The sequence below is a fragment of the Streptomyces sp. NPDC060064 genome, assembly GCF_042736455.1.
GTDB lineage: Bacteria > Actinomycetota > Actinomycetes > Streptomycetales > Streptomycetaceae > Streptomyces.
The window spans coordinates 24092-48482 of the sequence record NZ_JBHWWF010000047.1 but is presented as its reverse complement, the minus strand read 5'-3'; the positions used below and the strand labels follow the sequence as shown (position 1 = coordinate 48482).

Below are 24391 nucleotides of genomic sequence, written 5' to 3'. Positions count from 1 at the left end.
CTTCTCTCTTGGTTGTGGGTTGTGGCGGTGAGGGGGGGGCGGTGGTGCCGGGGGGGGCGGCGGTGGGGGGGGCCCCCCACCACCCCCGGGGGGCCCCCGGGGCGGGGGGGGGGGCCCCACCCCTGTGTCGCGTCCGGAACGGCTCAGACCTGGGCCGGCTCCTGGGCCGCGTGCTCCGAGTCCGCCTCGCTCTGCGGGGCGGGGAACTTGGACGCGCGCTTCGCTGCCTTCTTCTTGGCGCGGCGCTCCTTGCGGAGTTCCACCATCGCGTACAGCGTCGGGACCAGCAGCAGCGTCAGCAGCGTCGAGGTGATCAGACCACCGATCACCACCACCGCCAGCGGCTTGGCGATGAAGCCGCCCTCTCCCGTGACGCCCAGGGCCATCGGGAGCAGCGCGAAGATCGTCGCCAGGGCCGTCATCAGGATCGGGCGCAGCCGGTGGCGGCCGCCCTCGACGACCGCTTCCACCACGCCCAGGCCCTGGGCCCGGTACTGGTTGATCAGGTCGATCAGCACGATCGCGTTGGTGACCACGATGCCGATGAGCATCAGCATGCCGATCATCGCCGGGACACCCATCGGTGTACCCGTGACGATCAGCAGGCCGATCGCGCCCGTCGCCGCGAAGGGGATCGAGACGAGCAGGATCAGCGGCTGGACCAGCGAGCGGAACGTCGCGACCAGCAGCATGAAGACGATCGCGATCGCCGCCAGCATCGCCAGGCCCAGCGAGGCGAAGGCATCGTCCTGGTCGGAGGAGACACCACCGATGGTGGCCGTGGCACCGTCCGGGAGGTCCAGCGACTTGAGCTTGCTCTGGAGCGACGCGCTCACCGCGCCCGTGTTGTCACCGGTCGGCTTCGCCGTGATCGTCGCGGCCCGCGAGCCGTCGATCCGCGTCATCGAGACCGGTCCCGGGACCAGCTTCACATCGGCGATGTCACCGAGCTTGACCGGACCCAGGGCGAGGTTACGAAGGTCCGACAGCGTCTTCGCCGGCTTCGCCGAGGTGATCACGACATCGCGCTCGGTGTCGTCCAGGATCGCCTTGGCCGACGGAGTGCCGCGCACCGCCTGGCCGACGGCCAGACCCAGCGTGGTCTCGTTGAAGCCCGCTTCCGCCGCCTTCTCGTTCGCCTTGACCGAGATCCGCGGGATGCTCTGCGCCAGGTCGCTCTGTACGTCGGTGACGTCGTCAAGCTTCGCCACCTCGGCCCGTACCGCCTCGGACGCCTTCTTCAGCGTGTCCGCGTCGGACGCCTTCACCACGACGCTCAGGTTCTGGTTGCCGAAGCCGTCGCCCGCCGCGATCGTCGTGTCGCCGATGCCGTCGAGCTTGCCGAGCTCCTCGTCGATACGGTCGCGGGTCTTCTCGTACGACGACGCGTCCTTCAGGGTCAGCTGGTAGGAAGCCTGGTTGGCACCCGTACCGCCGCCGAAGGCCGCCATGAAGCCGGAGGAGCCGACCGTGACCTGGTAGTCCTTGATCTCGTCGATTCCGTCGAGGACCTTCTCGACCTTCTTCGCGGAGGCGTCCGCCGCCTCCAGGCTGGTGCCGGGGGCCAGCTCCTGCTTGACGGACATGACCTCCTGCTCGCCCTGGTCGAAGAAGTTCGTCTTCAGCAGCCCGGCCATGCCGAAGGTGCCGAAGAGCACGACGAGCGCGAGGACGACGCTGGTGAGGCGGCGGCGGGTCGCGAAACGCAGCACCGGGACGTACATCCGCTGCAGCGGGCTGCGCGCCTCCTTCTCCTCCGCCTTGCGCCGGGCCTCGTCCGGGTCGATGCCCCGTACGGCCTTCGGGGCGCGCAGGAACCAGTACGACAGGACGGGGACGACGGTCAGCGAGACCAGCAGTGAGGCCAGCAGGGCCGCGGTGATGGTCAGCGAGAACGAGCCGAAGAGCTCGCCGACCATGCCGCCCACCAGGCCGATGGGCAGGAACACGGCGACGGTCGTCAGCGTCGAGGAGGTGACGGCGCCCGCCACTTCCTTCACCGCGGTGATGATCGCCGCCTGCCGCTCCTCGCCGTAGCCGAGGTGCCGCTTGATGTTCTCCAGAACCACGATCGAGTCGTCGACGACCCGGCCGATCGCGATGGTCAGCGCGCCCAGGGTGAGCATGTTGAGCGACAGGTCACGCGTCCACAGCACGATCAGCGCGAGGACGACCGAGAGCGGGATGGAGACCGCCGTGACCAGCGTGGAGCGGAGCGAGGCCAGGAAGACCAGGATCACGATGACCGCGAAGAGCAGTCCGAGCGCGCCCTCGGTGGTCAGACCGGAGATCGACTTGGAGACGGCAGGGCCCTGGTCGGAGACGACGGTCAGCTGAGCCCCGGAGCCGAGGTCCTTGCGGAGCTCGGGCAGCTTGTCCTTGACCGCGTCGGAGATGGCGACGGCACTGCCGTCCTTGTCCATGGTGGCGAGGACGGCGAGGCTCGGCTTGCCGTCCGTACGGGTGATGGAGACCCGCTGGGACTCCTCCTGCTTCACCGTGGCGATGTCACCGAGGCGTACCGGCTTGCCCTTCTCGGGGGACACGCGCAGGTCCTCGATCTGCTTCAGCGTGGTGAAACCGCCGCCGACCTGGACCGTACGGCTCTTGCCGTCCTCGGAGAAGGAGCCGGCCGGCAGCGTCGCGCCGCCCGCCTTGAGCGCCTCGGCGAGCGCCATGCTGTTCAGCCCGGCCGAGGCGAGCTTCTTGTCGTCGGGGGTGACGGAGACCTGGAGGTCCTGGACGCCGTCGACGGTGACCTGGCCGACGCCGTCGATGTCCTCGATCGCCGGGACGACGGTGCGCTCCAGCTGGTCGTTGAGCGCCTGCTGGTCCTTGTCGGAGGTGATGGCGAGGACGACGGTCGGGATGTCGTCCGTCGAACCGGCGACGACCTGCGGGTCGACGTCGTCGGGCAGCTGGGTACGGGCCCGGTTCACGGCCTGCTGCACATCGGCGACGAGTTGCTTGGTGCCGTCCCCGTAGTCGAAGCTGGCCATGATCACGGCGTTGCCCTCGCTCGCCGTGGAGGTGATGCCCTTGATTCCGTCGACGGCCTTGATGGTGCTCTCGAGCGGTTCGACGACCTGCTTCTCGACCACATCGGGGGACGCGCCCTGGTACGGGGCCAGCACCGACACCATCGGCAGTTCGATGGAGGGCAGCAGCTGCTGCTTGAGCTGCGGAATGGCGATCGCTCCGAAGGCGATCGCGACGATCGACATCAGGCCGATCAGGGCTCGTTGCGACAGGCTGAATCTGGACAGCCAGGACATGGGGTCTCTCTTCTGTGGCTTACGCGGCAGGAAGGACAAGAGGGCACAGCCGGGCTGCCCGTTTATACGATCAGCCATCGAGGAGGCCCAACCCTCGACCCCAGGTCCAGTTCCTTGTCGCGCGCATACCGCAGCTGGAGTACGCGAGACTCCGGCTCACTCCACCCTTGGACGTACCAGGCCCGATTCGTATGCGATTACCACCAATTGGGCACGGTCGCGGGCGCCGAGTTTCGCCATCGCACGGTTCACATGCGTCTTGACGGTCAGCGGGCTGACCTCGAGCCGTTCGGCGATCTCGTCGTTGGAGTGGCCGCCGGCGACCAGGACGAGGACTTCGCGCTCGCGCACGGTGAGCGCCGAGAGCCGCTCGGAGTGCGCCCGGGACTCCTGCCCGTCGTCCGAAGTGCCGCCCTGCGCGAGGAACTTGGCGATCAGGCCCTTGGTGGCGACCGGCGAGAGCAGCGCCTCCCCCGCAGCGGCGATACGGATGGCATTGAGCAGTTCGTCCGGTTCCGCTCCCTTGCCGAGGAAGCCCGATGCGCCTGCCCGCAGCGACTGCACGACGTACTCGTCCACCTCGAAGGTGGTGAGCATGACGACGCGTACGTTCGCGAGTTCGGGGTCGGCGCTGATCATTCGGGTGGCGGCGAGCCCGTCCGTCCCGGGCATCCGGATGTCCATCAGGACGACATCGGCCTTGGCGGAACGGGCGAGTGCCACCGCCTCGGCGCCGTCCGCCGCCTCCGCGACAACATTCATGTCGGGTTCGGAGTCCACCAGGACCCGGAACGCGCTGCGCAGCAGCGCCTGGTCGTCGGCGAGCAGCACCCTGATCGTCATCTGTCCTCCCCCGTGCCGGTCTTGACCGGCAGTATGGCCTGCACCCGGAAGCCGCCGCCGTAGCGGGGGGCCGCGGTGAGGGTGCCGCCGAGTGCGGTGACCCGCTCGCGCATACCGAGCAGACCGTGGCCGCCGCCGTCCGCCGGCCCTTCGGCCCCGGCGCCGTTGTCCAGCACGGTGACCTCCACGGTGTGGCCGACCCGCACCACGCTCACCTCGGCCTTCGCATCCGTGCCCGCGTGCTTGCGCACATTGGTCAGCGCCTCCTGGATGATCCGGTACACCGCGAGGTCGACGGCCGCGGGCAGCCGGATCCCGTCGTCGGCACGGGCCACTTCGACCGGCAGACCGGCCTGCCGGAAGGTGATGACCAGCTCATCGAGGACATCGAGGCCGGGAGCCGGTTCGGTGGGGGCCTCCGGATCGCCGGACTGGCGGAGCAGACCGACCGTGGCGCGCAGTTCGTTGAGTGCGGAGCGGCTGGCCTCGCGCACATGGGCGAGGGCCTCCTTGGCCTGGTCCGGCCGTCTGTCCATGACATGCGCGGCGACGCCGGCCTGGACGTTGACCAGGGCGATGTGGTGCGCGACCACATCGTGGAGATCGCGGGCGATCCGCAGGCGCTCCTCCGCGACCCGGCGGCGGGCCTCCTCTTCGCGGGTGCGTTCGGCGCGCTCGGCCCGCTCACGTATCGCGTCAACGAAGGCCCGACGGCTGCGTACGGCGTCTCCCGCGGCGCCCGCCATCCCGGTCCAGGCGAAGATGCCGAGGTTCTCCTGCGTGTACCAGGGGGTCGAGCCGAAGAACATCGCGGCGCCGGTCAGCACGGCCATGGTCAACAGGCCGACGCGCCAGGTGGTGGGGCGGTCGGTGCGGGAGGCGACGGTGTAGAGGGCGATCACGGCACTCATCGCGACCGGTGCGGCCGGATCGCCCACGACGAGCTCGACGACCGAGACCGCGGTGGTGAACACGAGCACGGGCATCGGGTTGCGCCGGCGGAAGACGAGAGCCCCCGCGACCAGGACCATCAGCACCAGGCTGCGCGGCTCGGGCGTACGGCTGCCGAAGGCCGGACCGTGCGGCCCGTTCGGATCGGCGAAGGAGCCGACGACCATGCAGATCAGTACGGCCAGGGCGAGCGCTCCGTCGAACGCCAGCGGATGCGCGCGAAGCCAGCGCCGGGTACGGGCGAACCCGGTGGCGAGTGAGGTCACATCCAGCAACGGTACGGCGTGCCGCGACAGCCGCGAACACCCGCGGGCACAGCGGAAGAGAGCAGAATGCCCCGCCCCGGATCGATCCGGGGCGGGGCGTTCGGCTGTTGGAGTGCGAGCGGTCAGCCGGGGATGAGACCGTCGTCGCTGAGCATCTCCCGTACGTCCTCAAGAGTGGCGTCCGAAGCCGGCAGGATCAGCTCGGACGGCTCCAGCGCGTCGTCCGGCAGGGGTTCGCCGAGCTCGCGGACCCGGTCCAGGAGCGCGTTGAGAGTCCTGCGGAAGCCCTCGTCGTCACCACGCACCATTTCGGCCATCAGCTCGTCGTCGAGCTTGTTGAGTTCGGCGAAGTGGCTGTCCGCCAGCTTCACCTGGCCCTCCCCCATGATCCGTACGATCATGACGAGTCCCTACTGCTTGTCGAACTTGTTCGGGGTGTTCTGCTGCGGCGCGGCGTCCTGCTTGCCCGAACCGCCTTCGATCGCCTGCTGCGAACTTGAGCCGCCCGCGAGCTCGGCCTTCATCCGCTGCAGTTCCAGCTCTACATCTGTACCACCGGAAATCCGGTCCAGCTCGGCGGCGATGTCGTCCTTCGCCATCCCGGACTGGTCGTCCAGGGCGCCGGAGGCGAGCAGCTCGTCGATCGCGCCGGCCCGTGCCTGCAACTGCGCGGTCTTGTCCTCGGCCCGCTGGATCGCCAGGCCGACGTCGCCCATCTCCTCGGAGATGCCGGAGAAGGCCTCGCCGATCCTGGTCTGCGCCTGGGCCGCGGTGTAGGTGGCCTTGATGGTCTCCTTCTTCGTACGGAAGGCGTCGACCTTGGCCTGCAGCCGCTGGGCGGCGAGAGTGAGCTTCTCCTCCTCGCCCTGCAGCGTGGTGTGCTGTGTCTCCAGGTCGCTGACCTGCTGCTGCAGGGACGCGCGGCGGGACAGCGCCTCGCGTGCCAGGTCCTCGCGGCCGAGCGCCAGCGCCTTGCGGCCCTGGTCCTCCAGCTTGGACGACTGTCCCTGCAACTGGTTCAGCTGCAGCTCGAGCCGCTTGCGGGAGGTCGCCACATCGGCGACTCCGCGGCGCACCTTCTGCAGCAGTTCGAGCTGCTTCTGGTACGAGTAATCGAGGGTCTCGCGCGGATCCTCGGCCCTGTCGAGGGCCTTGTTTGCCTTCGCGCGGAAGATCATCCCCATACGCTTCATGACACCGCTCATGGGCTTCGCGCGCCCCCTTCTGACGGACTCAGCTTCAGCACTCCAACAGAACCCACATTACGGGCCCTGCATCCATTACCGCACTGTTCCAGCGCGGATACGCTCCTCCCCAAGGACGACTGCGTACGGCTTCGATCCGGCGCAAGGAGTAGGTGGCCGTCAGGGAAACCACGGGCGACGTCCGCTCTGTCCGGCTTGTGGCCGGCTTCTGTCCCCTACAGACGCACGGTGTTGCGGGATCGTTCCCCACCGGCGTTCGGTCCCCGCATTTTCACCCCGTACCCTTGGGCTTTGTGTTTGGTAGCCGTTCCAAGGAAGAGAAGTCCCCCACCGGCAAGGTGCAGGCAGACCTCTCCAAGCAGCCCCGCGACCCCGAGGCCCCGAAGGGCCGCCCCACGCCCAAGCGGAGTGAGGCCCAGACCCAGCGTCGCCGTGCCTCCAGCACGGCGCCGACCGACCGCAAGGAGGCCGCGAAGCGCCAGCGTGAGGCCCGCCGCGTGGACATGGCCAAGCAGCGCGAGGCCCTCGCCAGTGGCGACGAGCGCTATCTGCCGGCCCGTGACAAGGGACCGGTCCGCCGCTTTGTGCGCGACTTCGTCGACTCCCGCTTCTGCATCGCCGAGTTCTTCCTGCCGCTCGCGGTGGTGATCCTGGTGCTGAGCATGGTCAGGATCGGCTCGCTGCAGAACATCGCGCTGCTGCTCTGGCTCGGCGTCATCGTGCTGATCGTCATCGACTCGATCGGTCTGGCGATCCGCCTGAGGAAGCAGCTGAACGAGCGCTTCCCGAACGCGTCCAAGCGCGGCGCGATCGCCTATGGCCTGATGCGTACGCTCCAGATGCGCCGACTGCGTCTGCCGAAGCCGCAGGTCAAGCGCGGAGAGCGGCCCTGAGCACGGAGGTCTCCGGCTTCGGAGGCGCTTCGGCCGACTGGTTGGCCGGGCTCGGCGGACTGCGCAACACCGTCCGCCAGGAGCTTGTCGCCCGTCAGCTCGACGAACAGATCGCCGCCCGCTACCCGGTCGGGCAGCGGCTGCGCATCCTCGATGTGGGGATGGGGCAGGGCACCCAGGCGCTGCGTCTCGCCCGGGCCGGGCACACGGTGACCGGTCTGGAGTCCGATCCCGCGATGCTGAAGGCGGCACACAACTCGCTGGCCACCGAGCCGGCCGGAATCCGTGAGCGGGTCCGGCTGATCGAGGGCGACGGCCGGGACACCGGGGTGCATTTCCTGCCCGGCAGCTTCGACGTGGTGCTCTGCCACGGGGTGCTGATGTACGTCACGGAGCCGGACGCAATGCTGGCCGGCATGGCCAGGATGCTGGCGCCGGGCGGTCTTCTCTCGCTGCTCGTACGGAACGCGGACGCGCTGGCCATGCGGTCGGGGCTGGCCGGGGACTGGTCGGCCGCGCTGACCGCGTTCGACACCGATGCGTACACCAACCGGCTCGGGCTTCCGGTGCGCGCGGACCGGCTCGAGGCGCTGACGGCGACGCTGGCGGGGATCGCGGCGCCGCTGCACGCCTGGTACGGGGTGCGGGTCTTCACCGACAACGTCCCCAATGAGGCCGAGCTGCCGGCCGCCGAGGAGCTGGAGCGGTTGCTGGCGGCGGAGGACCGCGCGGGACGTACGGAGCCGTACCGCGGTGTGGCCGCGCTGCTGCATCTGTGCGGCGTACGCGGCTGAGCCGTGGCCCCAGGCCCCTGGGGCACGTGGGGGCCGACGCCCCCACACCACCCGAGCGGCAGCTCCGCGCCGCAAACAACACTCGCGGAGCCCACTCCCCGAGCCGACAGCTCCGCGCCACAGGCGCAGGCGGCCCACCCGGGCGGCAGCACCGCAAACCACAAGCGCTGGGGCCCAGCCCCAGGCAGCGGGCGAGAGCGTTGCGGGCTGCCCCCAGAGCACCGGCTCCGCGTCGCGGCCCTTCACGCCCCCGGCACCGGGCGCCCGAGAGGCCCGGTGCCCGGGCCTGGCAGGCGGACGCGCGGGGGTCGTTCGGGACGTAAAGCATCGCAACTCGCGCGAAGCGCGGTGACCACGCGGCGGGCCGCATATCGGATGCAGCGCGGTCCAGGACACGAGCCCCGGAGCGGACCCCGGACGGCCACCGGCCCAAGACCGGGCACGCCCAAGCACCCAAAACCCGCACCCCGCAGGGGACCTGCGCCCCGGGACCACGGCGCCCCCGTCAAGGGACCCGCCCCTCGAGGACCCGCACCCCGGGCCCAGGACCCGACCCGCCCCCCGCAGGAGACCCGCGGGCTACGCCTCGTTCGCGTGCAGGCTCATCGGACCGTAGATCTTCGTCGAGTCCTCCGAAAGGATCACCTGGTCCGCCCCGCCCTCCAGCAGGTCCTTCCAGAACTCACCGATCCACGACTCCGCGTCCCCCTGCGTCGTGAACTCCTCCGGCTGCACCGCCGGCTGGACCTCCGTCCCGTCGGACTTCTCGAAACGCCACGTCCATGCCATGTCCGCCTCCCAGGGCCCACCAGTGATCTCGTTGCTGCCCGCAGCGTAGCCGGGCGCGCACGCCCCGCGGTGACGCGGGAGGATCGTGAGCGTGGAACTCACTCTGCTCGGCACCGGCGCCCCCGCCGGACTCCCCCGGCCCGACTGCCCGTGCGCCGTCTGCGCCACCGCTCGCGGCCCGCTCGCCCGCGCGGCCACCGCGCTGCTCGTCGACAGCGCGCTGCTGCTCGACCTCACCCCGGGCGCCGCCATGGCCGCCGCGCGGGCCGGGCACTCGCTCGTCGGCGTACGGCAGGTGCTGCTGACGCATCCGCACGACGGGCCCCCCGTGGATCTGCCCGCCGGGCTGCCGACGGCGGGGCGGGTCCCGGACGGACAGGAGTTGACGCTGATCAGCGGGCACCGGGTGCGTGCCGTGTCGATGGACAACCCCGGTACGGGGTACGAGGTGACCTCTCCGGAGGGCGAGCGGCTTCTCTATCTGCCGCCCGGCGGAGCGCCTGCCGGTCTCGCCGAAGGGCTGGCCGCGTACGACATGGTCGTCGCCGACGTGGTGGGGCGGCCCGACGCGATCGCCCGGCTGCGCGCCGCCGGGGCGATCGGGTCGACCACTGACGTCATCGCCGTCCACCTCGACCACGACGTACCCGGCGGCCCCGAACTGGCCCGGCGGCTCGCGGCCGCGGGCGCGCGTGCCGTGCCCGACGGGACGACGCTGACCATCGGCGAGTACCACGCCGTACCGGATGTGCCCCGCCGCACCCTCGTCACCGGCGGCGCCCGCTCCGGCAAGTCCCTGGAGGCCGAGCGCCGGCTCGAGACCTTCGCCGAGGTGCTGTACGTCGCGACAAGCGGGAGCAGGGACGGCGACCCGGAATGGGCGTCCCGGGTCTCCCTGCACCGCGAGCGCCGCCCCGGGGCCTGGGACACCGCCGAGACCTGCGATCTCGTACCGCTGCTGGCCGAGGACGGGCCGCCGATGCTGATCGACTGTCTCTCGCTCTGGCTCACCGACGCGATGGACCGGGTGGACGCGTGGGACGACGCGAAGTGGGCGGCGGACGGTGAGCACGCGCTGCACGCGCGCGTGGCCGAACTGGTCGCCGCGGTACGGCAGACCCCGCGCACGGTCGTCGCCGTGACGAACGAGGTCGGCAGCGGCGTCGTCCCGGCCACCGCGTCGGGCCGCCGCTTCCGCGACGAACTGGGCCGTCTCAACGCCGCCTTCGCCGCCGAGTGCGAACACGTCCTGCTGGTCGTCGCCGGCCAGGCCCTGGTCCTCCGCGGCTGACCACCCCAACTCGGCAAGCCCTCACCCCGGTCGTCGGGGCGCCCCCCGGATGCCCACGAGGAAACCCACCACCAGGTGCCGCGGCGCCTCCCGGATGCCCACGAGGAACCCACCACCACGTCCCCAGGCGCCTCCCGGGTGCCCACGAGGAAACCCACCACGGACAGCAACCACCCACGCCACCGGCCCACCTGAGCCACATGACCGGGTAACCAACGCCACCGGCCCACCTGAGCCACATGACCGGGTAACCAACGCCACCGGCCCACCCGCACCCCAAGACCGGGTAACGGTACTGTTCGGCGAATGAGCAGGCTGAATCTCGATGACTTCTCCGACCTGATCGAGCGCCCCGACAACGGTATGCGGCGTGACGCCGAAGAACGCCGGGAGCGGCTGATCGTTCCGCCCGGTTCCCTCGGCCGTCTCGACGAGCTGGGCGAGTGGCTTTCGGCCGCGCAGGCCGCCGTGCCGGTCAAGGCCATCGACCAGCCGCGCGTCGTACTGTTCGCCGGTGATCACGGGGTCGCCGAACTGGGCGTCTCCGGCCGGGAGTCCGGCTCCGCGCACCAGCTGGTACGTGCCGCGCTGGAGGGCGCGAGCCCCGTCGCCGTACTGGCCCGCCGGATGGGTGTGCCGGTACGGATCGTCGACGCCGGTCTGGACTGCGAGCCGGAGCTGCTGCCGGACGAGGTCGTACGTCACCGGGTGCGCCGCGGCAGCGGACGTATCGACGTCGAGGACGCGCTGACGATCGAGGAGGCCGAGCAGGCCGTACGCCTCGGTATGGCGATCGCCGACGAGGAGGCCGACTCCGGCACCGATCTGGTCGTACTCGGCGATCTGAGTGTCGGCGGCACCACGCCCGCCGCCACGCTGATCGCCGCACTGTGCGGCACCGACGCCTCCGTGGTCACCGGCCGCGGCGGCGCAGGCATCGACGATCTGGCCTGGATGCGCAAGTGCGCGGCGATCCGGGACGCGTTGCGGCGCGCCCGGCCGGTGCTCGGCGATCAGCTGGAGCTGCTGGCGACGGTGGGCGGCGCGGATCTGGCCGCGACAACCGGATTCCTGCTGCAGAGTGCCGTACGGCGCATGCCGGTGATCCTCGATGGAGTGGTCTCGGCGGCGTGTGCGCTGGTCGGCCAGCGGGCGGCATTCCGGGCCCCGGACTGGTGGCTCGCGGGTCAGGTGAGCGGCGAACCCGCGCAGACGAAGGCGCTGGACCGGATGGCGCTCAACCCTCTGCTCGACCATGGCGTCACTGTGGGCGAAGGAACCGGGGCATTGCTCGCACTCCCCCTCGTGCAGGCTTCGGCCGTGCTCGCGGCCGAACTGCCGGAGCGTACGGAGTCGGTGGAGAGCGACACGGACTGACGCGTCGGTGCGGCCCGCCACCAATGGGCGGCCGCACTCTCGCCCACCTTGATGCGCGATGCCCCATATCATCGCGTTTCATGGGAGAGGTCCGCTTGTCCAGCGAAGAGGCGAGCCGTAGTACGAGCCGAAGCGCCGTCCGTTCGCGGCGCAGTGCGGCGTTCGCCGTCTGGTATCTGCGTGCCGTGGCGTTCATCAACCTCCTGAGTGCTGTGTGGGTCTCCCTCCTCCAGGACCTCCGGCGGCACAACGTCGATGACTACTTCACGCCGTATCTGCTCACCGCGGGCTTCGCCTCCGGAGCTTTCACGCTCTTCCTGGCGATCACCATGCGCCGCCGCAAGCGCGCCGCCTGGATCCTCAATTTCGTACTGGCCGGACTCTTTCTGCTGCTCTTCGTCCTCGCGATCGGCGTCGACCCCGAGGTCCGTGAACATGCGCAGAACTGGATCTCGCTCGTCCTGACCGCCGCCTTCGTACTCGCGCTGGCGCTCGGCCGACGGGAGTTCTACGCGAAGGGCGACCGCTCCAACCCCAGGCTGGCCGCGGCCGTCGCGGTCGGCGGGCTGCTGGTCACCTCGCTGCTCGCCGCGACACTCGTCACCGTCACCAATACCGCGGCCGGTCAGTCCACCTTTCTGCAGCGCTGGTACTACGGCCTGCTGCGGCTGATCTCGCTCGCCCCGGACGACTCCCGCCTCGCCGGCATCAGCACGCCCGGCTGGGTCAACGTCACCATCAACGTGCTGTCGACACTGCTGCTGTTCGCCGTGCTGTACGCGGCCTTCCGCTCCCGCCGGGCCGTCGACGCGCTCACCGAGGACGACGAGGAGAGGCTGCGCGTCCTGCTGCAGCGCCACGGCGACCGGGACTCGCTCGGCTACTTCTCACTGCGCCGCGAGAAGAGCGTCGTCTGGTCACCGACCGGGAAGGCCGCCGTCGTCTACCGCGTGGTGGGCGGCGTCTCGCTCGCCTCGGGCGACCCGATCGGCGACCCGGAGGCCTGGCCCGGCGCGATCGACCCCTGGCTGGCCGAGGCGCGTGAACACGGCTGGATCCCGGCGGTGATGGGCGCGAGCGAGGAGGCCGGGACGATCTACGCGCGGCACGGCCTGGACGCCCTGGAACTCGGCGACGAGGCGATCGTGGAGACCGACGACTTCACTCTGGACGGCCGCGCGATGCGGACCGTGCGCCAGGCCTACAACCGGGTCGGGCGCGCCGGCTACGAGGTGCGGATCCGCCGCCACGAGGACATCCCGCCCGAGGAGATGGCCGTACTGGTCGGGCGCGCCGACGACTGGCGCGACGGGGCCACCGAGCGCGGCTTCTCGATGGCGCTGGGGCGGCTCGGCGATCCCGGGGACGGCCGCTGCGTGATGCTCGAATGCACGGACGGCCAGGGCGAGTTGCGGGCGGTGCTGAGCTTTGCGCCGTGGGGCCCCAAGGGGCTCTCGCTCGATCTGATGCGGCGTGACCGGGACTCCGAGAACGGCCTGATGGAATTCATGGTCATCGAGCTCCTGCAGCGCGCGAAGGAGATCGGGATCACGCAGGTGTCATTGAACTTCGCGATGTTCAGATCGGTCTTCGAACGTGGCTCGAAGCTCGGCGCCGGTCCGGTGCTGAGACTGTGGCGCTCACTCCTCAGCTTCTTCTCCCGCTGGTGGCAGATCGAGTCGCTGTACCGCGCCAACGCCAAGTACCGACCTATCTGGGAGCCACGTTTCATGCTCTTCGAAAAGAGCGCCGACCTGCTGCGCATCGGCCTGGCGGCGGGCCGCGCCGAGGGCTTCCTCGAGGCGCCGGGACTGCCCAAGTGGCTGCACCGCAGGCACCTGGAGTCCAAGCGTTGAAGACGGTGATCGCGTTCGCGCGCCGTGAGTGGGGGCCTCTGTACGCGACCCTGCGGAGGGCACTCGTCACCAAGAAGTGGCGGGCGATCCCGATGACGCTCGGGGCGGTCTGCCTCACGGCACTGTTCCAGCTGGTGCAGAACCAGTCCTGGGGCTTCGGCCTCGTGCGCAACGTCGGCTTCGTGAAGGCCGAGGACCCGCTCTGGGTGGCGCTGCTGCGTACCCCGCTGTCGCTGTTCGTCCCGGCGCTGGATCTGCCGGTGTGGGGTGCGCTGGCGCAGGTCCTGCTGGTCTTCGGGATCGCGGAGATCTGTCTGGGCCGGTGGCGGACGCTGGTGATCGCGTATGTGTCGACGCTGGCCGGCACGACGTACGCACGGATCGGTGTCTCACTCGACCCTGAGAGCCTCTTCGGGCTGCCCGCGTCGGACGCCGTGGTCGTCGACACCGGCCCGTCGGCGGCGGTCGTCGGCCTCGCGGTCTTCGTCTGCTGGCGCTACCGGGCCTGGTGCACGGCGGCGCTGGTGGCCTTGTTGATGGTCGGCGAGGTGCTCTTCAAGAACAATCTCGCGGGCAAGGAGCATCTGGCGGCGATCGCGGCGGTGCTGGCGGTGTGCGGGCTCTCGGCGCTGCGCCGGCGGTGGCGGTCGCGGCTCAGGCGTCAGCGTTTGCGTACCGGCAGCCGGTCGGGCGCCCCGCCGATCAGATCCTGAAGTTTGCGGCGTGGCCGGTCCCAGCGGCGGTCGTGGTGGAAGGAGCGCAGCCCGGCCCTGGCGCGCGCCTTGGGCCGGTTGCGGTAGAAGCGGCGGGCCCAGGGCGAGCCGGGCCGGGCCAGCCGCATGGCACCGAAGAGCGCCACGAACGGGATCAGCGTGCCGAGGAGCGCCATCCGCAGCTTGCCTTTGAAGAGCGCGATGAGCACGAAGAGGAAGTTGAAGACCAGCGTCAGGATCAGCGAGGCGCGGTCCTGGCGTTCGTCGGGGGTGAGCTGGTCCACGCCGAGTGGCGAGAAGCCGCCGAGTACCAGCAGCGCCAGGGCCGAGGCGATCACCACGACCTCCACGCTCTGTCGGCCCTGCTCGGTCCAGTAGACGTCGTCGAGATGCAGGATGAGCGCGAACTCGTCGAGTACGAGGCCCGCGCCGATCCCGAAGAGGATCGCGCAGACCGCGGCGGCGGGGCCCTCCCTGCCGTTGCCGACCGCCCCGAAGCCGCCGATGACGATCAGGATGACGCCGGGGACCACATGGTGGATGTGCATGCCGCCGGGCGTGATGTTCTTGAACGGCCCCCGGCCCGCCCTGATCAGCCGGGTGACCGTGCGCGTCACCAGAAAGGTGAGCATGAAGGAGACCAGCGCGAGCAGCATGGGGAGCTTCCCCGGCTCCACGATGTTCCGGTAAAACCAGTGACTCATGCCACCCGCTCCCGATTCGCACGTAATGCGCAATTTACCGTCAGTCCGGCCGGGCTACCCTTCGCGCGATACTGCGCTCACCCGGTGGACAACCGCCGGACCCGGCCCAAGGACTCCATGGACGGCATACGTTTCGCCTTCGGCACGCTGACCGTGCTCCCGGTCCGCGTCACCCGCTGGGACCGTGCGGCGGCACGCGCCGGAATGCTCTGCGCGCCGCTGGCCGGACTGGTCGTCGGCCTGTTCGCGGCGGCACTCGGCGGGGTGCTGATGCTGCTGGGCTCGGGCCCGCTGCTCGCCGCGGTGGCCACGGCCGCCGTCCCCGCCGCACTCACCCGCGGCCTCCATCTGGACGGTCTCGCGGACACCGCCGACGGCCTCGGCAGCGGCAAGCCGGCCGATGACGCACTGCGGATCATGAAGCAGTCGGACATCGGGCCGTTCGGGGTCATCACCCTGCTGTTCGTGCTGCTCGCCCAGGTCGCGGCGCTGACCGAGCTGTACGGGCAGGGCTGGGCGCAGGGCGCGGTCGCGGCCGTGGTCTCCGGGGTCGCCGCCCGCCTCGCCCTCACCCTCGCATCCCTCACGGGCGTCCCGGCGGCCCGCCCGGAAGGTCTCGGCGCGGCGGTCGCGGAAGTCGTTCCGGTACGCATCGGACTGGCCGTGGCCGCCGTGGTCACCGCGGTCTGCGCGGCGGCGGGTGCGCTCTTCGGCGCGTACGGCGCAGTGCATCACGCGCTGGCGGTGGCGGCCGGACTCGCAGTGGCGCACCTGCTGCTGCGCCACTGCGTACGCCGCTTCGGCGGGGTGAGCGGCGATGTGTTCGGCGCGCTGGCCGAAACGGCGGCGACGGCCTCACTCGTCGCGCTGGTGCTCGGCCAGGGCCGCTAGCAGGGCTTGCGCCACACCCCCAGGTCGTACTTCTTCAGCATCGAGCTGAACTTCAGCCGCCGGGACTGAGGACAGAAGTCTCTGGTCTCCAGCTCGTACTCGACATGGAAGACCGCTTTGCCCGCGTGGATGAACGGCGTCAGCGCCTCGCACTCGTCGTACTGCGCACACTGCTCGTTGACCGCGAAGTCGAAGTCCCCCACCAGCTGCGGAATCTGGTCGAGGTCGTTCTTGAGTCCGACGGCCAGGCCCCGGTCGTGGGCCAGGCGGGCGATCAGGCGGTTGTAGCGGAGCTGGTCGGCGGCGGTGAGAGGGAAGCCGGTGCGGTTGGCGTACCCGTCCATGTTGTCGGGCTCGACGGCTTGGAAGCCCTTGTCCCGGCACATGTCCATGCGCTTCGCCATGAGCGGTCCGAGGACATCCGTACGCCGGATGTCGAGCCAGCGCTCGCCGTCCCAGCCATTGCCCCGGCCGAGGACCCCCTTGGGGAATTTCGCGGCGTCCGGGCGGAAGTCCTCCCAGGCGCCGGTGGAGATGTAGCAGATCAATTTGCGGCCGCGGTGGTGCAGATCGGCGACGGCTGACTTCGGGTTCTCGAAGCCGTCGATGTCGTACACCGGTACGTCCACGGTCGGGTCGAGCCGGCCGCTGAGCTGCCACTGCCAGGCCAGTCCCGGCTGCGGCTGCCAGCGCCCGGCGGTCGGCTTCGGACCGGTCGGCTTCGGATCGGTCGTTTCCGGCCGGGTCGTGCAGCCCGCCAGTACGAGCAGGAGCAGCGCGAGCAGCAGGGGTGCCCGTCTCATCGGGCCGTTTCCAGGGCGTACGGGAGGGTGCCCCAGGGGTGGGCCCCGGCTCCCGGGACGAGGCAGTGGACGGCAGCAGTGGCGCGGGCTTCGGGCGGGGCCGCGTACACCAGATGGCAGAACCGCTCCGGCGGGTGGGCGGCCGTCCAGAGCGGGACGACCAGGCTGCGATAGGTGTCCCAGGGCCCCTCGAACGTGACCAGCAGCTCGGCGAGTTCAGCGTAGGCCGGGTCGGGGTGGACGCCGTGGTTGAGGACGAGCGTGCGGGCGCCTGCCGCGCGGGCGGCGACCGCGAGGCGGCGGTAGTGGGGCAGCGCGTCGGGGTCCGCGGACACCTGGTCGAGGAAGGCACCGTCGGCGCCGTACCAGTCGCGGTGGCGCAGCAGATCCCGCACGACGGCGGCGTGCGGGCGGCGTGCGTAGTCGGTGTCGACGTAGCCGAGGACCCGGACCCCGGCCCCGCGCAGCCGCTCCGCGACCGCCGCGAAGTCCGGGTCGGGGGCCGGGCCGGGGCCGTCGGCGGGGTTGAGCACCACGCCGTGGAGCCGGGACGCGGCGGCGACGAGCGCGTCCCAGGCTTCGGGCTGCTCGGCGGGATGCTCGTAATACGGCACCAGCAGTGTCTTCACGGAACCGTTCCTCAAACGCGGTGGGCGGTCGCACGGCCCAGCAGAACACAGACCAGCCCGGCCAGCAGCCCGGCCGCCACGGCCGCGACACCGAGACCGACGAGCCGCGGGGCGCCCGTGCCGGTGAGCAGGGCCAGGGTCTGCGCGAGGGCCGCCGCCGCGCACACCGCGGCCGCGCTGAGCACTGCGCCGAACGACTGGAGCAGCAATCCGGTCCACAGCACGGTCCCGATGAGCAGCAGGGTGGCGAGGCGCACGCCGCCGAGCGCGGGGGCGTCGGGCCACAGCAGCGTCCCCGCGTTGGCGAGGACGAACAGGACCGTGAGATATCCGGCGAGGCATTCGGCGAGTACGGCGGCGGCGCCGCGCCAGAAGGCGCGTGACGTGGTGCTCGCGCGCAGCCCGGCGAGGCTCCCGCTGCGGAAGCGGTGCAGCAGCCATTCGGCGGGCCCCATGCTGAGCGTCAGCGCGACGGCGGAGGGCGCGGAGACGACCGCGCCGGAGCCGCCGGCGAGGACGTCGCCGAGGGCGGTGTAGAGGACGAGGACGCCGGTTCCGAGCCCGAAGAGCCCGTACGGGAGGGAGGCGGCGACGCGCGGAGCGGCCCGCGTGTCCCGGCTCGGACGGCGGGAGAACAAGCCCTTCCGGCGACGGAGGAGCGGGGTTCGGGGCAGAGCCCCGACAAGGCGCTTGCGCAGACCCGGGACGCCCGGCACCAGCGTGCCCGCCGCCAGGCACACCGCCACCGCCGGCGAAGCCACCAGCAGGCCCGCCCGCAGCGGCACCACGAGGTCGTACGGGATTGCCAGCACCGCACCCGCCGTCATCGGTAACAGCGCGCAGAGCAGCGCCCGTTCGCGGTCCAGGACCAGCAGGACCGTCGCTGCCGACAGATAGAGCGCCTGGGCCGACGCGAACGCCGCCGCGGGCCACTGGCCGGGACCTGATGACACCGTCGCCGCGGCGGCCGCCGTCGCCGCGCCCAGCAGCGCGCCCGCCGGAGCGCCCTTCAGCAGTGCGCGGGTGGCCGCCTCACGGTCGCCCAGGCCCAGCCAGGAGTAGGCGCGGTGCGAGAGCGCCTGGTTCCACACCCAGCCGGTCAGCGCGCCCGCGAGCAGCGGGGCCAGGCCCGCGCCCCGCAGCAGCGGCGCTCCCAGCACGTAGGCAAGGCCGGGCAGCGCGAAGACGAGGCCGCGCAGCAGGCAGCCGAGCAGGCCCACGTGCCAGGGGTCGACGGGCGGGCCCGGCGGCTCGGGGTGGCGGCGCGGGATCCGGGCGTACAGCTCTTCGGCGAGCGTGAAGGAGTCCTCGCGGCCGTACGTGAGGCGGATGTGGTCGTCCGTCATACCGTCCGACTCGAGGATCGCGGCGATCTCGTCCGGATGGACGGCCGCCGCGACCACCTCCTCGAGTCGGACCGCGAGTTCGTCCAGCGGATCGGCGGCACGGCCGTCCCGCTGCCGGGGCAGCAGCGGCAGCGTGTCGACCTTCTGCCCGGGCCCCTGCCAGAGCGGCCCGCTCATCCGGCCGCCAACTCGGTGGCCGGCCGGACGTCCGTGTCCTCAGCCTCGGGCAGGCCCGCCAGCTCGAGGTAGATACCCCGGAAACCATCCACCGAGCGGCGCAGCGTGAACTGGTCCACGACCCGCTGCCGCGCCCGCCCGCCCAGATTTGTCCGCCGTTCCGGGTCCCGCAGCAGCCCCAGCGTCGCCTCCGCCATCAGCGCGGGCTCGCGGGGCGGCACCACAAGCCCTGTGTCGCCGACCGCTTCCCGTACGCCGCCCACGTCCGTGGAGACGGTGGCGCGGCCGCACGACATCGCCTCGATCAGTGAGAAGGGGAAGCCTTCGCTGATACTGGAGAGCAGCACCACGCTCCCCGAGGCATAGGCGCGCGACACATCGCTGACGCGCCCCTCCCAGCTGATGCCGTCCACGACGCCCAGTTCCGCGGCGAGTTTCTCCAGCCGCGTCCGGTACGCCTCGCCGCCCGCGGGCACCCCGCCGAACAACCGCAGCCGCACCTCGGGCAGTTCGGCACGGACCATGGCGTAGGCACGGATCAGCGTCTGAAGGTCCTTGATCGGGTCGATCCGTCCGGCCCAGGAGATCGTCGGTACGTCCGGTTCCGGGCCTGCCTGCGGGAAGGCGTGCGGGTCGACGCCGTTGTAGACGGTGCGGATACGGTCCGCGGGCGCCCCACCCCGCTCTTCCCACCGCCGGTTGTACTGATTGCAGGGCGTGATCAGATCGGCGCGCCGGTAGCCCAGCGAGTTGAGCTCCCGGTAGAAGCCCAGCATCAGCGCCTTGACCGGGGCGCGCTGTGCCTCGGCGCGGTAGCCGAGGTAGCGCTCGCGCAGATAGATGCCGTGCTCGGTGAGCAGGAACGGCACGCCCTCGAAGCGCTGGGCGGCCAGCGCGGGCAGCGTGGCGAGCCCCGCACTGACGGCGTGCGCGATCGAGTCGTCCGGTATCCGTACCGCCAGCGGCCGCAGCGCGTGCTCCAGCAGGTCGGTGGCGGTCAGCGCGTCGTGCACGGTCGGTCGGGACGCGGATATCTCCAGATGCGGCATGGTCCAGATCCACATCAGCGAACGCAGTACGGACTCCGAGCGCAGTGCCGCCGACAGTTGTCCCGCGCGGGCCATCAGCGCCAGTTCGTAGAGCCCCTCGCCGAAGTCGCAGCCCGCCGACGGGTCGAGTACCGACAGCAGAAGGCGTTCGTAGATGTCGGTGAAGCGGCGCCGCTTCCGCCCGAGGAGGGGCCGCCGCCGCCCCGGCACCGGCCCCCAGAGCGGGAAGGCCGAGTGCCGGTAGACGTTGGACGGCAGCTCCCAGGTGACCGGCTCACGGCCGGTGCCGGTGAGGGCGACCACATTGAAGTCGACCTCCGGCATGCCGCGGACGAGCTGGTCGCACCAGGTCGACACACCACCGTGGACATGTGGATAGGTGCCCTCGGTGAGCATGGTGACATGACGCCCGCGGCTCAGCATGGTGTCCCCCCTGGACTGCGATGACGGTCGGCGGCGCTCAGGCCGGGAGCTTGAGCGTGACCGCCGACTGGAGCAGCTCGGGCGAGGTCCAGGTCGAGCGGGCTCCCGCGTACGGAGTCCCGAACACGGCGGTGCCCAGGAACAGTTGCTTACGGGTGCCTTCGGGCGCGGTGACCGGTGCGGTCACTCCAGAGGGCGCCTGGACGGTGACGGTGGTGCCGATGCGGTACGCGGTCACCTTGCCGTCCGCGAGCGCCTTGTTCCAGGCTGCGCGGCGCTGAAGTTCCGTACCGATGTCGCGCTGGCGGGGGTTGACGAGCGGGGTGCTGTCGGCGAACAGGGCGCGGTAGTCGGCCAGCACCTTGTCGAGCACCGGGTAGAGGATGCGCTCCTCGGCGAGGTTGGACTGGTGGACGTAGTGCGGCCGCGGGTCGTTGGCGACGACATGGCTGAGCGCGGTGCGGGCCTCCTGCGGCACGATGTACGACCCGTAGCCGGTGGCGGTGTCGAGCGGCTCGGCCAGGCAGGTGGATGCGGGGTTGGACTCGCAGATGCCGCTGCCGCCGTCGCCCTCGGCGGTGTAGAGCCAGTTGTACTCGTCGGCCATCTCGGCGGCGGTGCCGACGTTGTAGTACACGTTCATCGGGTGGCGCGGCACGGTCAGCGCCGCTCCGGCCTTCCGCTGCTGCGGCTCGCGGGAGTTGTCGCCGGCGACCCACTTCACGCCGTTGTCGGCCAGCGCGCCGGCGAGGTTCGGATTGTCCTCGGGCTGCTGCGGCAGGGTCTTCAGACCGGAGTGCTCGCCGGTGACCAGTTCGGTGCGGTCGGTCGAGACGCCCTTGCCGACGGCCCAGTTGTAGTTGTCGCGGATCTGCGCGGAGATGTCGGCGCGGCTCGTCCACCTGGTGTTGCCGGCGGTGTCCTCGGCGCACTCCCACGGCACGACCGAGACGTTCTGGACACAGCCGAGGAAGAGGTGGGTGTAGGTGTGGTTGACCCAGCGGTACTGCGCGCGGTCGGCCAGCAGCTGTGCGGCGAGCGCGTCGGAGCCGCCGTGCTCGGTCTTCCACTCCTCGCCGGCGCCCGCGTTGTAGACCATGTCGAGAGTGAAGCCGCTTGTCTGCTGCCACTGCCTGGCGTACTGCGCGTCGGCGGCGGTCATCCGGATGTCGGTGGTGGTCTCCTCGCCCCCGTCGCCGCAGTCGATGTCGCCGGGCGTGCAGTTGCGGTCCTTGTCCCAGCGGGCGTCGGGCGCGAAGACGTCGTCGACGTGCACGGCGAAGTAACTGCGGCTCTGGCCGAGGTGGATGCCCTGGGTGAGCCATTCGACGATGCCGCGGGCCAGTACCCGGAACTGCCGCTGGTACTGGTTGTAGGCGAAGGTGACGACCAGCTCGCTGCGTCCGTCGTGGGTGTACTCGCCGACCAGGCTGCCGCGGGCGCCGCCGTCGCCGACCGGGGTGTCGAGATAGCTGGTGAAACCTGCTCTCGGCTTGCCCGCGAAGCCGTAACTCTCGGCGACCAGCGCGGAGTTGTCCTCGAACTGGACCGGCCCGTCGAGATAGCCGAAGGGACCTGTACGCCCGGCGGCGGTGACCGCGCTCTGCGCGCCGTCCAGCACACCCGCGTAGCCGCCGTTGTCGACGTACTCGAGGCCGACGCCCGGATGGGACCAGGTGTAGGCGTCGACCTGGCGGATGCCGAAGGTCTGCTCGTACGCGAAGAGCGCGGCGTTCTCGGCGGCTCCGGCGGCCTGGTCCGCGCCGAACGGGTCCTCGTCGGGGACCACGATGCCCTGGTACTTGGCGCGCGGCCGGCCGCTCACGGTGTCGCTGAGGAACGCGGCGTTGACGACAGGACGCCCCGGGTCGTCGAGGCGCACCGTCCGGTACGGCACCCCGGTGTCCTTCAGCTCCGAGACGATCGCGCCGACCGCGCCGCCTCCGTCGTCCACGACGAGTACCGTCAGATCGATGCGCGGCGCCGTCGCCTCGGCAGCCGTCTCGGCAGCAGCCGCGACCGACGACGGTACGGCCGTCGCCAGCACTCCGGCGGCCAGCGCCAGCGCGGCCGATCTGCCCGCGCGCAGTCTGTAGAACCCCATGGCTTCCCCCCTCGCACGATCCCTCGGCACACAGAAAGCATGCGGAGGACCTGTGGAGATGATGCAAAGAAGCCCCTCGCTCCCTTGCCTGAACGACGTGAGTGTGACTGAGGTCTCGCCAGAGTTGGCGGAAAACGTGAAAGAGACGCCACGTACGAGTGAATTGCCGCCGCCGTGAGCGAAACATGTGACCGCGCGTAGGCTCTTGTCCGGCGTGGGATGTCGATCCATCCCCTTCTACGGCCCTGGAACTTAACGGAAGCGAGATTTCACCACCGTGACTGCTCTCACTCTCAGCACTGCCGGAGCGGCGACGCTGCGCGCGGACGCCCTCGTCGTCGGCGTCGCGAAGGGCGCCAAGGGGCCGGTCGTCGCGCCGGGCGCCGAGGCCGTGGACAAAGCGTTCGACGGAAAGCTCGCCTCCGTCCTGGAGACCCTCGGCGCCACCGGTGCCGAGGGCGAAGTGACCAAGGTCCCCGCGCCGTCCGGCCTGAAGACCCCGGTCGTCCTCGCGGTCGGGCTCGGCGCGGTCCCGGAGAAGGACGAGACGTACGACGCCGAGACCCTGCGCCGTGCCGCGGGTGCCGCGGCCCGTGCGCTGACCGGTTCGAAGAAGGCCGCCTTCGCCCTGCCGGTCGAGGCGGCCGAGGACGCGGAGGCCATCGCGGAGGGCGCTCTGCTCGGCGCCTACGCCTTCACCGCGTACCAGGGCGGCGAGAAGGACGCGAAGAACGGCAATGGCGCGAAGCTGCCGCTCGCCGAGATCGCCCTGCTCGGCGCGAAGCCGCGCGACAAGGCGTACAAGGCCGCGGCCGACCGAGCGATCGCGCTGACCGAGGAGATCAACCGCGCCCGCGACCTGGTCAACACCCCGCCGAACGACCTCTACCCCGAGTCCTTCGCCGCCGTGGCCACCGCCGCCGGCAAGGAGCACGGCATCAAGGTGCAGGTCTTCGACGAGAAGGCGCTGGCCAAGGGCGGCTTCGGCGGCATCCTCGGCGTCGGCCAGGGTTCGCAGAACCCGCCGCGTCTGGTGAAGCTCTCCTACACCCACTCCAAGGCGGCCAAGAACCTGGCGCTGGTGGGCAAGGGCATCACCTACGACTCGGGCGGCATCTCCCTGAAGCCGGCCGGCCACAACGAGACGATGAAGTGCGACATGAGCGGCGCGGCCGCCGTCTTCGCCGCCGTCGTCGCGGCCGCCCGGCTGGGCCTCGCGGTCAATGTCACCGGCTGGCTGGCGCTCGCCGAGAACATGCCGTCCGGTTCGGCCACCCGCCCGGGTGACGTACTTCGCATGTACAGCGGCAAGACGGTCGAGGTGCTCAACACCGACGCCGAGGGCCGCCTGGTGCTCGGCGACGCGCTCACCAAGGCGTCCGAGGAGAACCCGGACGCGATCGTCGATGTGGCGACTCTCACCGGCGCGATGGTGATGGCGCTGGGCAACCGCACCTTCGGCATCATGTCGAACGACGACGCGTTCCGTACCTCGATCCACGAGATCGCGGAGGAGGTCGGCGAGCAGTCCTGGCCGATGCCGCTCCCCAGCGAGCTGCGCAAGGGCATGGACTCCCCGACCGCCGACATCGCCAACATGGGCGAGCGGATGGGCGGCGGCCTGGTGGCCGGTCTGTTCCTGCAGGAGTTCGTGGGCGAGGGCATCACCTGGGCACACCTGGACATCGCGGGCCCGGCCTTCCACGAGGGTGCGCCGTACGGCTACACCCCCAAGGGCGGCACCGGCTCCGCCATCCGCACCCTGGTCAAGCTCGCCGAGCGCACCGCCGCCGGCGACCTGGGCTGAGGACGGGCCTTCGACGGCCCCGGGCATACGCCCGGGGCCGTCGTTGCTTGCCCCCTTGGCTCTCAACGAAATCCGTACATTCGTACGGGCCAGTAACCCCTTGGGGCGGTCGTTCGTCCGTCCCAGACCCAGGCCCCGCGTCCCGCCTTCCGTCAACAAGTGCGAAGATGGGTTCTCGGCAGGACAGGGCCCCCACCACAGGGCC

The 24391-nt window shown here is 70.8% G+C and carries 20 protein-coding genes; 8 read left to right on the top strand and 12 right to left on the bottom strand.

Features of this window, described 5'->3' with window-relative positions; translation table 11 throughout:
• Window positions 1-143 precede the first annotated feature (143 nt).
• The 5 genes from ACFWDI_RS36035 to ACFWDI_RS36015 all read right to left on the bottom strand — a co-directional run bounded on the left by ACFWDI_RS36035 (window position 144) and on the right by ACFWDI_RS36015 (window position 6528).
• Window positions 144-3275, bottom strand: a complete 3132-nt coding sequence (locus ACFWDI_RS36035) for an efflux RND transporter permease subunit (RefSeq protein WP_385310688.1) — start codon at window positions 3273-3275, stop codon at window positions 144-146.
• Window positions 3276-3431: 156 nt separating this feature from the next.
• Window positions 3432-4118: a response regulator gene (locus tag ACFWDI_RS36030; protein WP_385310686.1), complete on the bottom strand. Its 687-nt coding sequence runs from the start codon at window positions 4116-4118 to the stop codon at window positions 3432-3434.
• Window positions 4115-5335, bottom strand: a complete 1221-nt coding sequence (locus ACFWDI_RS36025) for a sensor histidine kinase (RefSeq protein WP_385310684.1) — start codon at window positions 5333-5335, stop codon at window positions 4115-4117. The genes ACFWDI_RS36030 and ACFWDI_RS36025 overlap by 4 nt, the downstream gene beginning before the upstream one ends.
• A 122-nt stretch (window positions 5336-5457) precedes the next feature.
• Window positions 5458-5736, bottom strand: coding sequence for a hypothetical protein (locus ACFWDI_RS36020; RefSeq protein ID WP_385310681.1), 279 nt, complete (start codon window positions 5734-5736; stop codon window positions 5458-5460).
• Window positions 5737-5745: 9 nt separating this feature from the next.
• Window positions 5746-6528 (bottom strand): PspA/IM30 family protein, encoded by a 783-nt coding sequence (locus tag ACFWDI_RS36015; RefSeq protein WP_385310679.1) that lies wholly within the window; start codon window positions 6526-6528, stop codon window positions 5746-5748.
• 305 nt (window positions 6529-6833) lie between these two features.
• Here ACFWDI_RS36015 and ACFWDI_RS36010 point away from each other — a divergent pair, with 305 nt between their 5' ends.
• Together ACFWDI_RS36010 and ACFWDI_RS36005 are read left to right on the top strand one after the other, a co-directional pair.
• Window positions 6834-7433 (top strand): DUF3043 domain-containing protein, encoded by a 600-nt coding sequence (locus ACFWDI_RS36010; RefSeq protein WP_385310677.1) that lies wholly within the window; start codon window positions 6834-6836, stop codon window positions 7431-7433.
• A 41-nt stretch (window positions 7434-7474) separates the two neighbouring features.
• Complete coding sequence (locus ACFWDI_RS36005) at window positions 7475-8227, top strand: methyltransferase domain-containing protein (protein ID WP_327323105.1); 753 nt, start codon at window positions 7475-7477, stop codon at window positions 8225-8227.
• A 579-nt stretch (window positions 8228-8806) separates the two neighbouring features.
• Here the strand turns inward: ACFWDI_RS36005 and ACFWDI_RS36000 are convergent.
• On the bottom strand, window positions 8807-9016 hold the full coding sequence (locus ACFWDI_RS36000) for a hypothetical protein (RefSeq protein ID WP_326649434.1): 210 nt from the start codon (window positions 9014-9016) through the stop codon (window positions 8807-8809).
• A gap of 91 nt (window positions 9017-9107) precedes the next feature.
• Here ACFWDI_RS36000 and ACFWDI_RS35995 point away from each other — a divergent pair, with 91 nt between their 5' ends.
• The 4 genes from ACFWDI_RS35995 to ACFWDI_RS35980 all read left to right on the top strand — a co-directional run bounded on the left by ACFWDI_RS35995 (window position 9108) and on the right by ACFWDI_RS35980 (window position 14253).
• Window positions 9108-10307 carry a bifunctional adenosylcobinamide kinase/adenosylcobinamide-phosphate guanylyltransferase gene (locus tag ACFWDI_RS35995; protein ID WP_385310673.1) on the top strand — a complete coding sequence of 400 codons (1200 nt, stop codon included), beginning with the start codon at window positions 9108-9110 and terminating at the stop codon, window positions 10305-10307.
• A gap of 315 nt (window positions 10308-10622) precedes the next feature.
• Window positions 10623-11684 carry a nicotinate-nucleotide--dimethylbenzimidazole phosphoribosyltransferase gene (gene cobT / locus ACFWDI_RS35990; protein ID WP_327328283.1) on the top strand — a complete coding sequence of 354 codons (1062 nt, stop codon included), beginning with the start codon at window positions 10623-10625 and terminating at the stop codon, window positions 11682-11684.
• A gap of 80 nt (window positions 11685-11764) precedes the next feature.
• Window positions 11765-13540, top strand: coding sequence for a phosphatidylglycerol lysyltransferase domain-containing protein (locus ACFWDI_RS35985; RefSeq protein ID WP_385310670.1), 1776 nt, complete (start codon window positions 11765-11767; stop codon window positions 13538-13540).
• Window positions 13537-14253 carry a hypothetical protein gene (locus ACFWDI_RS35980; RefSeq protein ID WP_385310669.1) on the top strand — a complete coding sequence of 239 codons (717 nt, stop codon included), beginning with the start codon at window positions 13537-13539 and terminating at the stop codon, window positions 14251-14253. Before ACFWDI_RS35985 ends, ACFWDI_RS35980 begins: the two co-directional genes overlap by 4 nt.
• Here the strand turns inward: ACFWDI_RS35980 and ACFWDI_RS35975 are convergent.
• Complete coding sequence (locus tag ACFWDI_RS35975; protein ID WP_385310667.1) at window positions 14202-14957, bottom strand: hypothetical protein; 756 nt, start codon at window positions 14955-14957, stop codon at window positions 14202-14204. The two genes, ACFWDI_RS35980 and ACFWDI_RS35975, sit on opposite strands and share 52 nt — an antisense overlap.
• 117 nt (window positions 14958-15074) lie before the next feature.
• Between ACFWDI_RS35975 and ACFWDI_RS35970 the strand changes: the two genes are divergently transcribed.
• Entirely contained in the window at window positions 15075-15848 is a 774-nt protein-coding gene (locus ACFWDI_RS35970) for an adenosylcobinamide-GDP ribazoletransferase (protein WP_385310690.1), read from the top strand.
• On the opposite strand, the gene ACFWDI_RS35965 is transcribed toward ACFWDI_RS35970, so the two are convergent.
• From ACFWDI_RS35965 to ACFWDI_RS35945, 5 genes are read right to left on the bottom strand one after another with little or no spacing between them, the layout of a single operon-like run.
• On the bottom strand, window positions 15845-16651 hold the full coding sequence (locus ACFWDI_RS35965) for an endo alpha-1,4 polygalactosaminidase (protein ID WP_385310665.1): 807 nt from the start codon (window positions 16649-16651) through the stop codon (window positions 15845-15847). The two genes, ACFWDI_RS35970 and ACFWDI_RS35965, sit on opposite strands and share 4 nt — an antisense overlap.
• The gene (locus ACFWDI_RS35960; RefSeq protein WP_385310664.1) at window positions 16648-17280 is read right to left on the bottom strand and encodes a spherulation-specific family 4 protein; all 633 of its coding nucleotides are present in this window, start codon (window positions 17278-17280) and stop codon (window positions 16648-16650) included. The genes ACFWDI_RS35965 and ACFWDI_RS35960 overlap by 4 nt, the downstream gene beginning before the upstream one ends.
• A gap of 11 nt (window positions 17281-17291) precedes the next feature.
• The gene (locus tag ACFWDI_RS35955) at window positions 17292-18803 is read right to left on the bottom strand and encodes a hypothetical protein (protein ID WP_385310662.1); all 1512 of its coding nucleotides are present in this window, start codon (window positions 18801-18803) and stop codon (window positions 17292-17294) included.
• Window positions 18800-20275, bottom strand: a complete 1476-nt coding sequence (gene pelF, locus ACFWDI_RS35950) for a GT4 family glycosyltransferase PelF (protein ID WP_385310661.1) — start codon at window positions 20273-20275, stop codon at window positions 18800-18802. Before pelF ends, ACFWDI_RS35955 begins: the two co-directional genes overlap by 4 nt.
• A 37-nt stretch (window positions 20276-20312) precedes the next feature.
• A complete protein-coding gene (locus ACFWDI_RS35945) occupies window positions 20313-22379 on the bottom strand; it encodes a hypothetical protein (RefSeq protein WP_385310660.1) in 2067 nt (688 codons plus the stop codon).
• A 277-nt stretch (window positions 22380-22656) separates the two neighbouring features.
• On the opposite strand from ACFWDI_RS35945, the gene ACFWDI_RS35940 reads away from it, so the two are divergent.
• Window positions 22657-24186: a leucyl aminopeptidase gene (locus ACFWDI_RS35940; RefSeq protein WP_385310658.1), complete on the top strand. Its 1530-nt coding sequence runs from the start codon at window positions 22657-22659 to the stop codon at window positions 24184-24186.
• The last annotated feature ends 205 nt before the right edge of the window (window positions 24187-24391 follow it).

Excerpts from the sequence above, each read along its gene's own strand:
- ACFWDI_RS36035 (WP_385310688.1), bottom strand. The coding sequence starts at position 3,275 with ATGTCCTGGCTGTCCAGATTCAGCCTGTCGCAACGAGCCCTGATCGGC.
- ACFWDI_RS36030 (WP_385310686.1), bottom strand. The coding sequence starts at position 4,118 with ATGACGATCAGGGTGCTGCTCGCCGACGACCAGGCGCTGCTGCGCAGC.
- ACFWDI_RS36020 (WP_385310681.1), bottom strand. The coding sequence starts at position 5,736 with ATGATCGTACGGATCATGGGGGAGGGCCAGGTGAAGCTGGCGGACAGC.
- ACFWDI_RS36015 (WP_385310679.1), bottom strand. The coding sequence starts at position 6,528 with ATGAAGCGTATGGGGATGATCTTCCGCGCGAAGGCAAACAAGGCCCTC.
- ACFWDI_RS36000 (WP_326649434.1), bottom strand. The coding sequence starts at position 9,016 with ATGGCATGGACGTGGCGTTTCGAGAAGTCCGACGGGACGGAGGTCCAG.
- ACFWDI_RS35985 (WP_385310670.1), top strand. The coding sequence starts at position 11,765 with ATGGGAGAGGTCCGCTTGTCCAGCGAAGAGGCGAGCCGTAGTACGAGC.
- ACFWDI_RS35975 (WP_385310667.1), bottom strand. The coding sequence starts at position 14,957 with ATGAGTCACTGGTTTTACCGGAACATCGTGGAGCCGGGGAAGCTCCCC.
- ACFWDI_RS35970 (WP_385310690.1), top strand. The coding sequence starts at position 15,075 with ATGGACGGCATACGTTTCGCCTTCGGCACGCTGACCGTGCTCCCGGTC.
- ACFWDI_RS35965 (WP_385310665.1), bottom strand. The coding sequence starts at position 16,651 with ATGAGACGGGCACCCCTGCTGCTCGCGCTGCTCCTGCTCGTACTGGCG.
- ACFWDI_RS35955 (WP_385310662.1), bottom strand. The coding sequence starts at position 18,803 with ATGAGCGGGCCGCTCTGGCAGGGGCCCGGGCAGAAGGTCGACACGCTG.
- pelF (WP_385310661.1), bottom strand. The coding sequence starts at position 20,275 with ATGCTGAGCCGCGGGCGTCATGTCACCATGCTCACCGAGGGCACCTAT.
- ACFWDI_RS35945 (WP_385310660.1), bottom strand. The coding sequence starts at position 22,379 with ATGGGGTTCTACAGACTGCGCGCGGGCAGATCGGCCGCGCTGGCGCTG.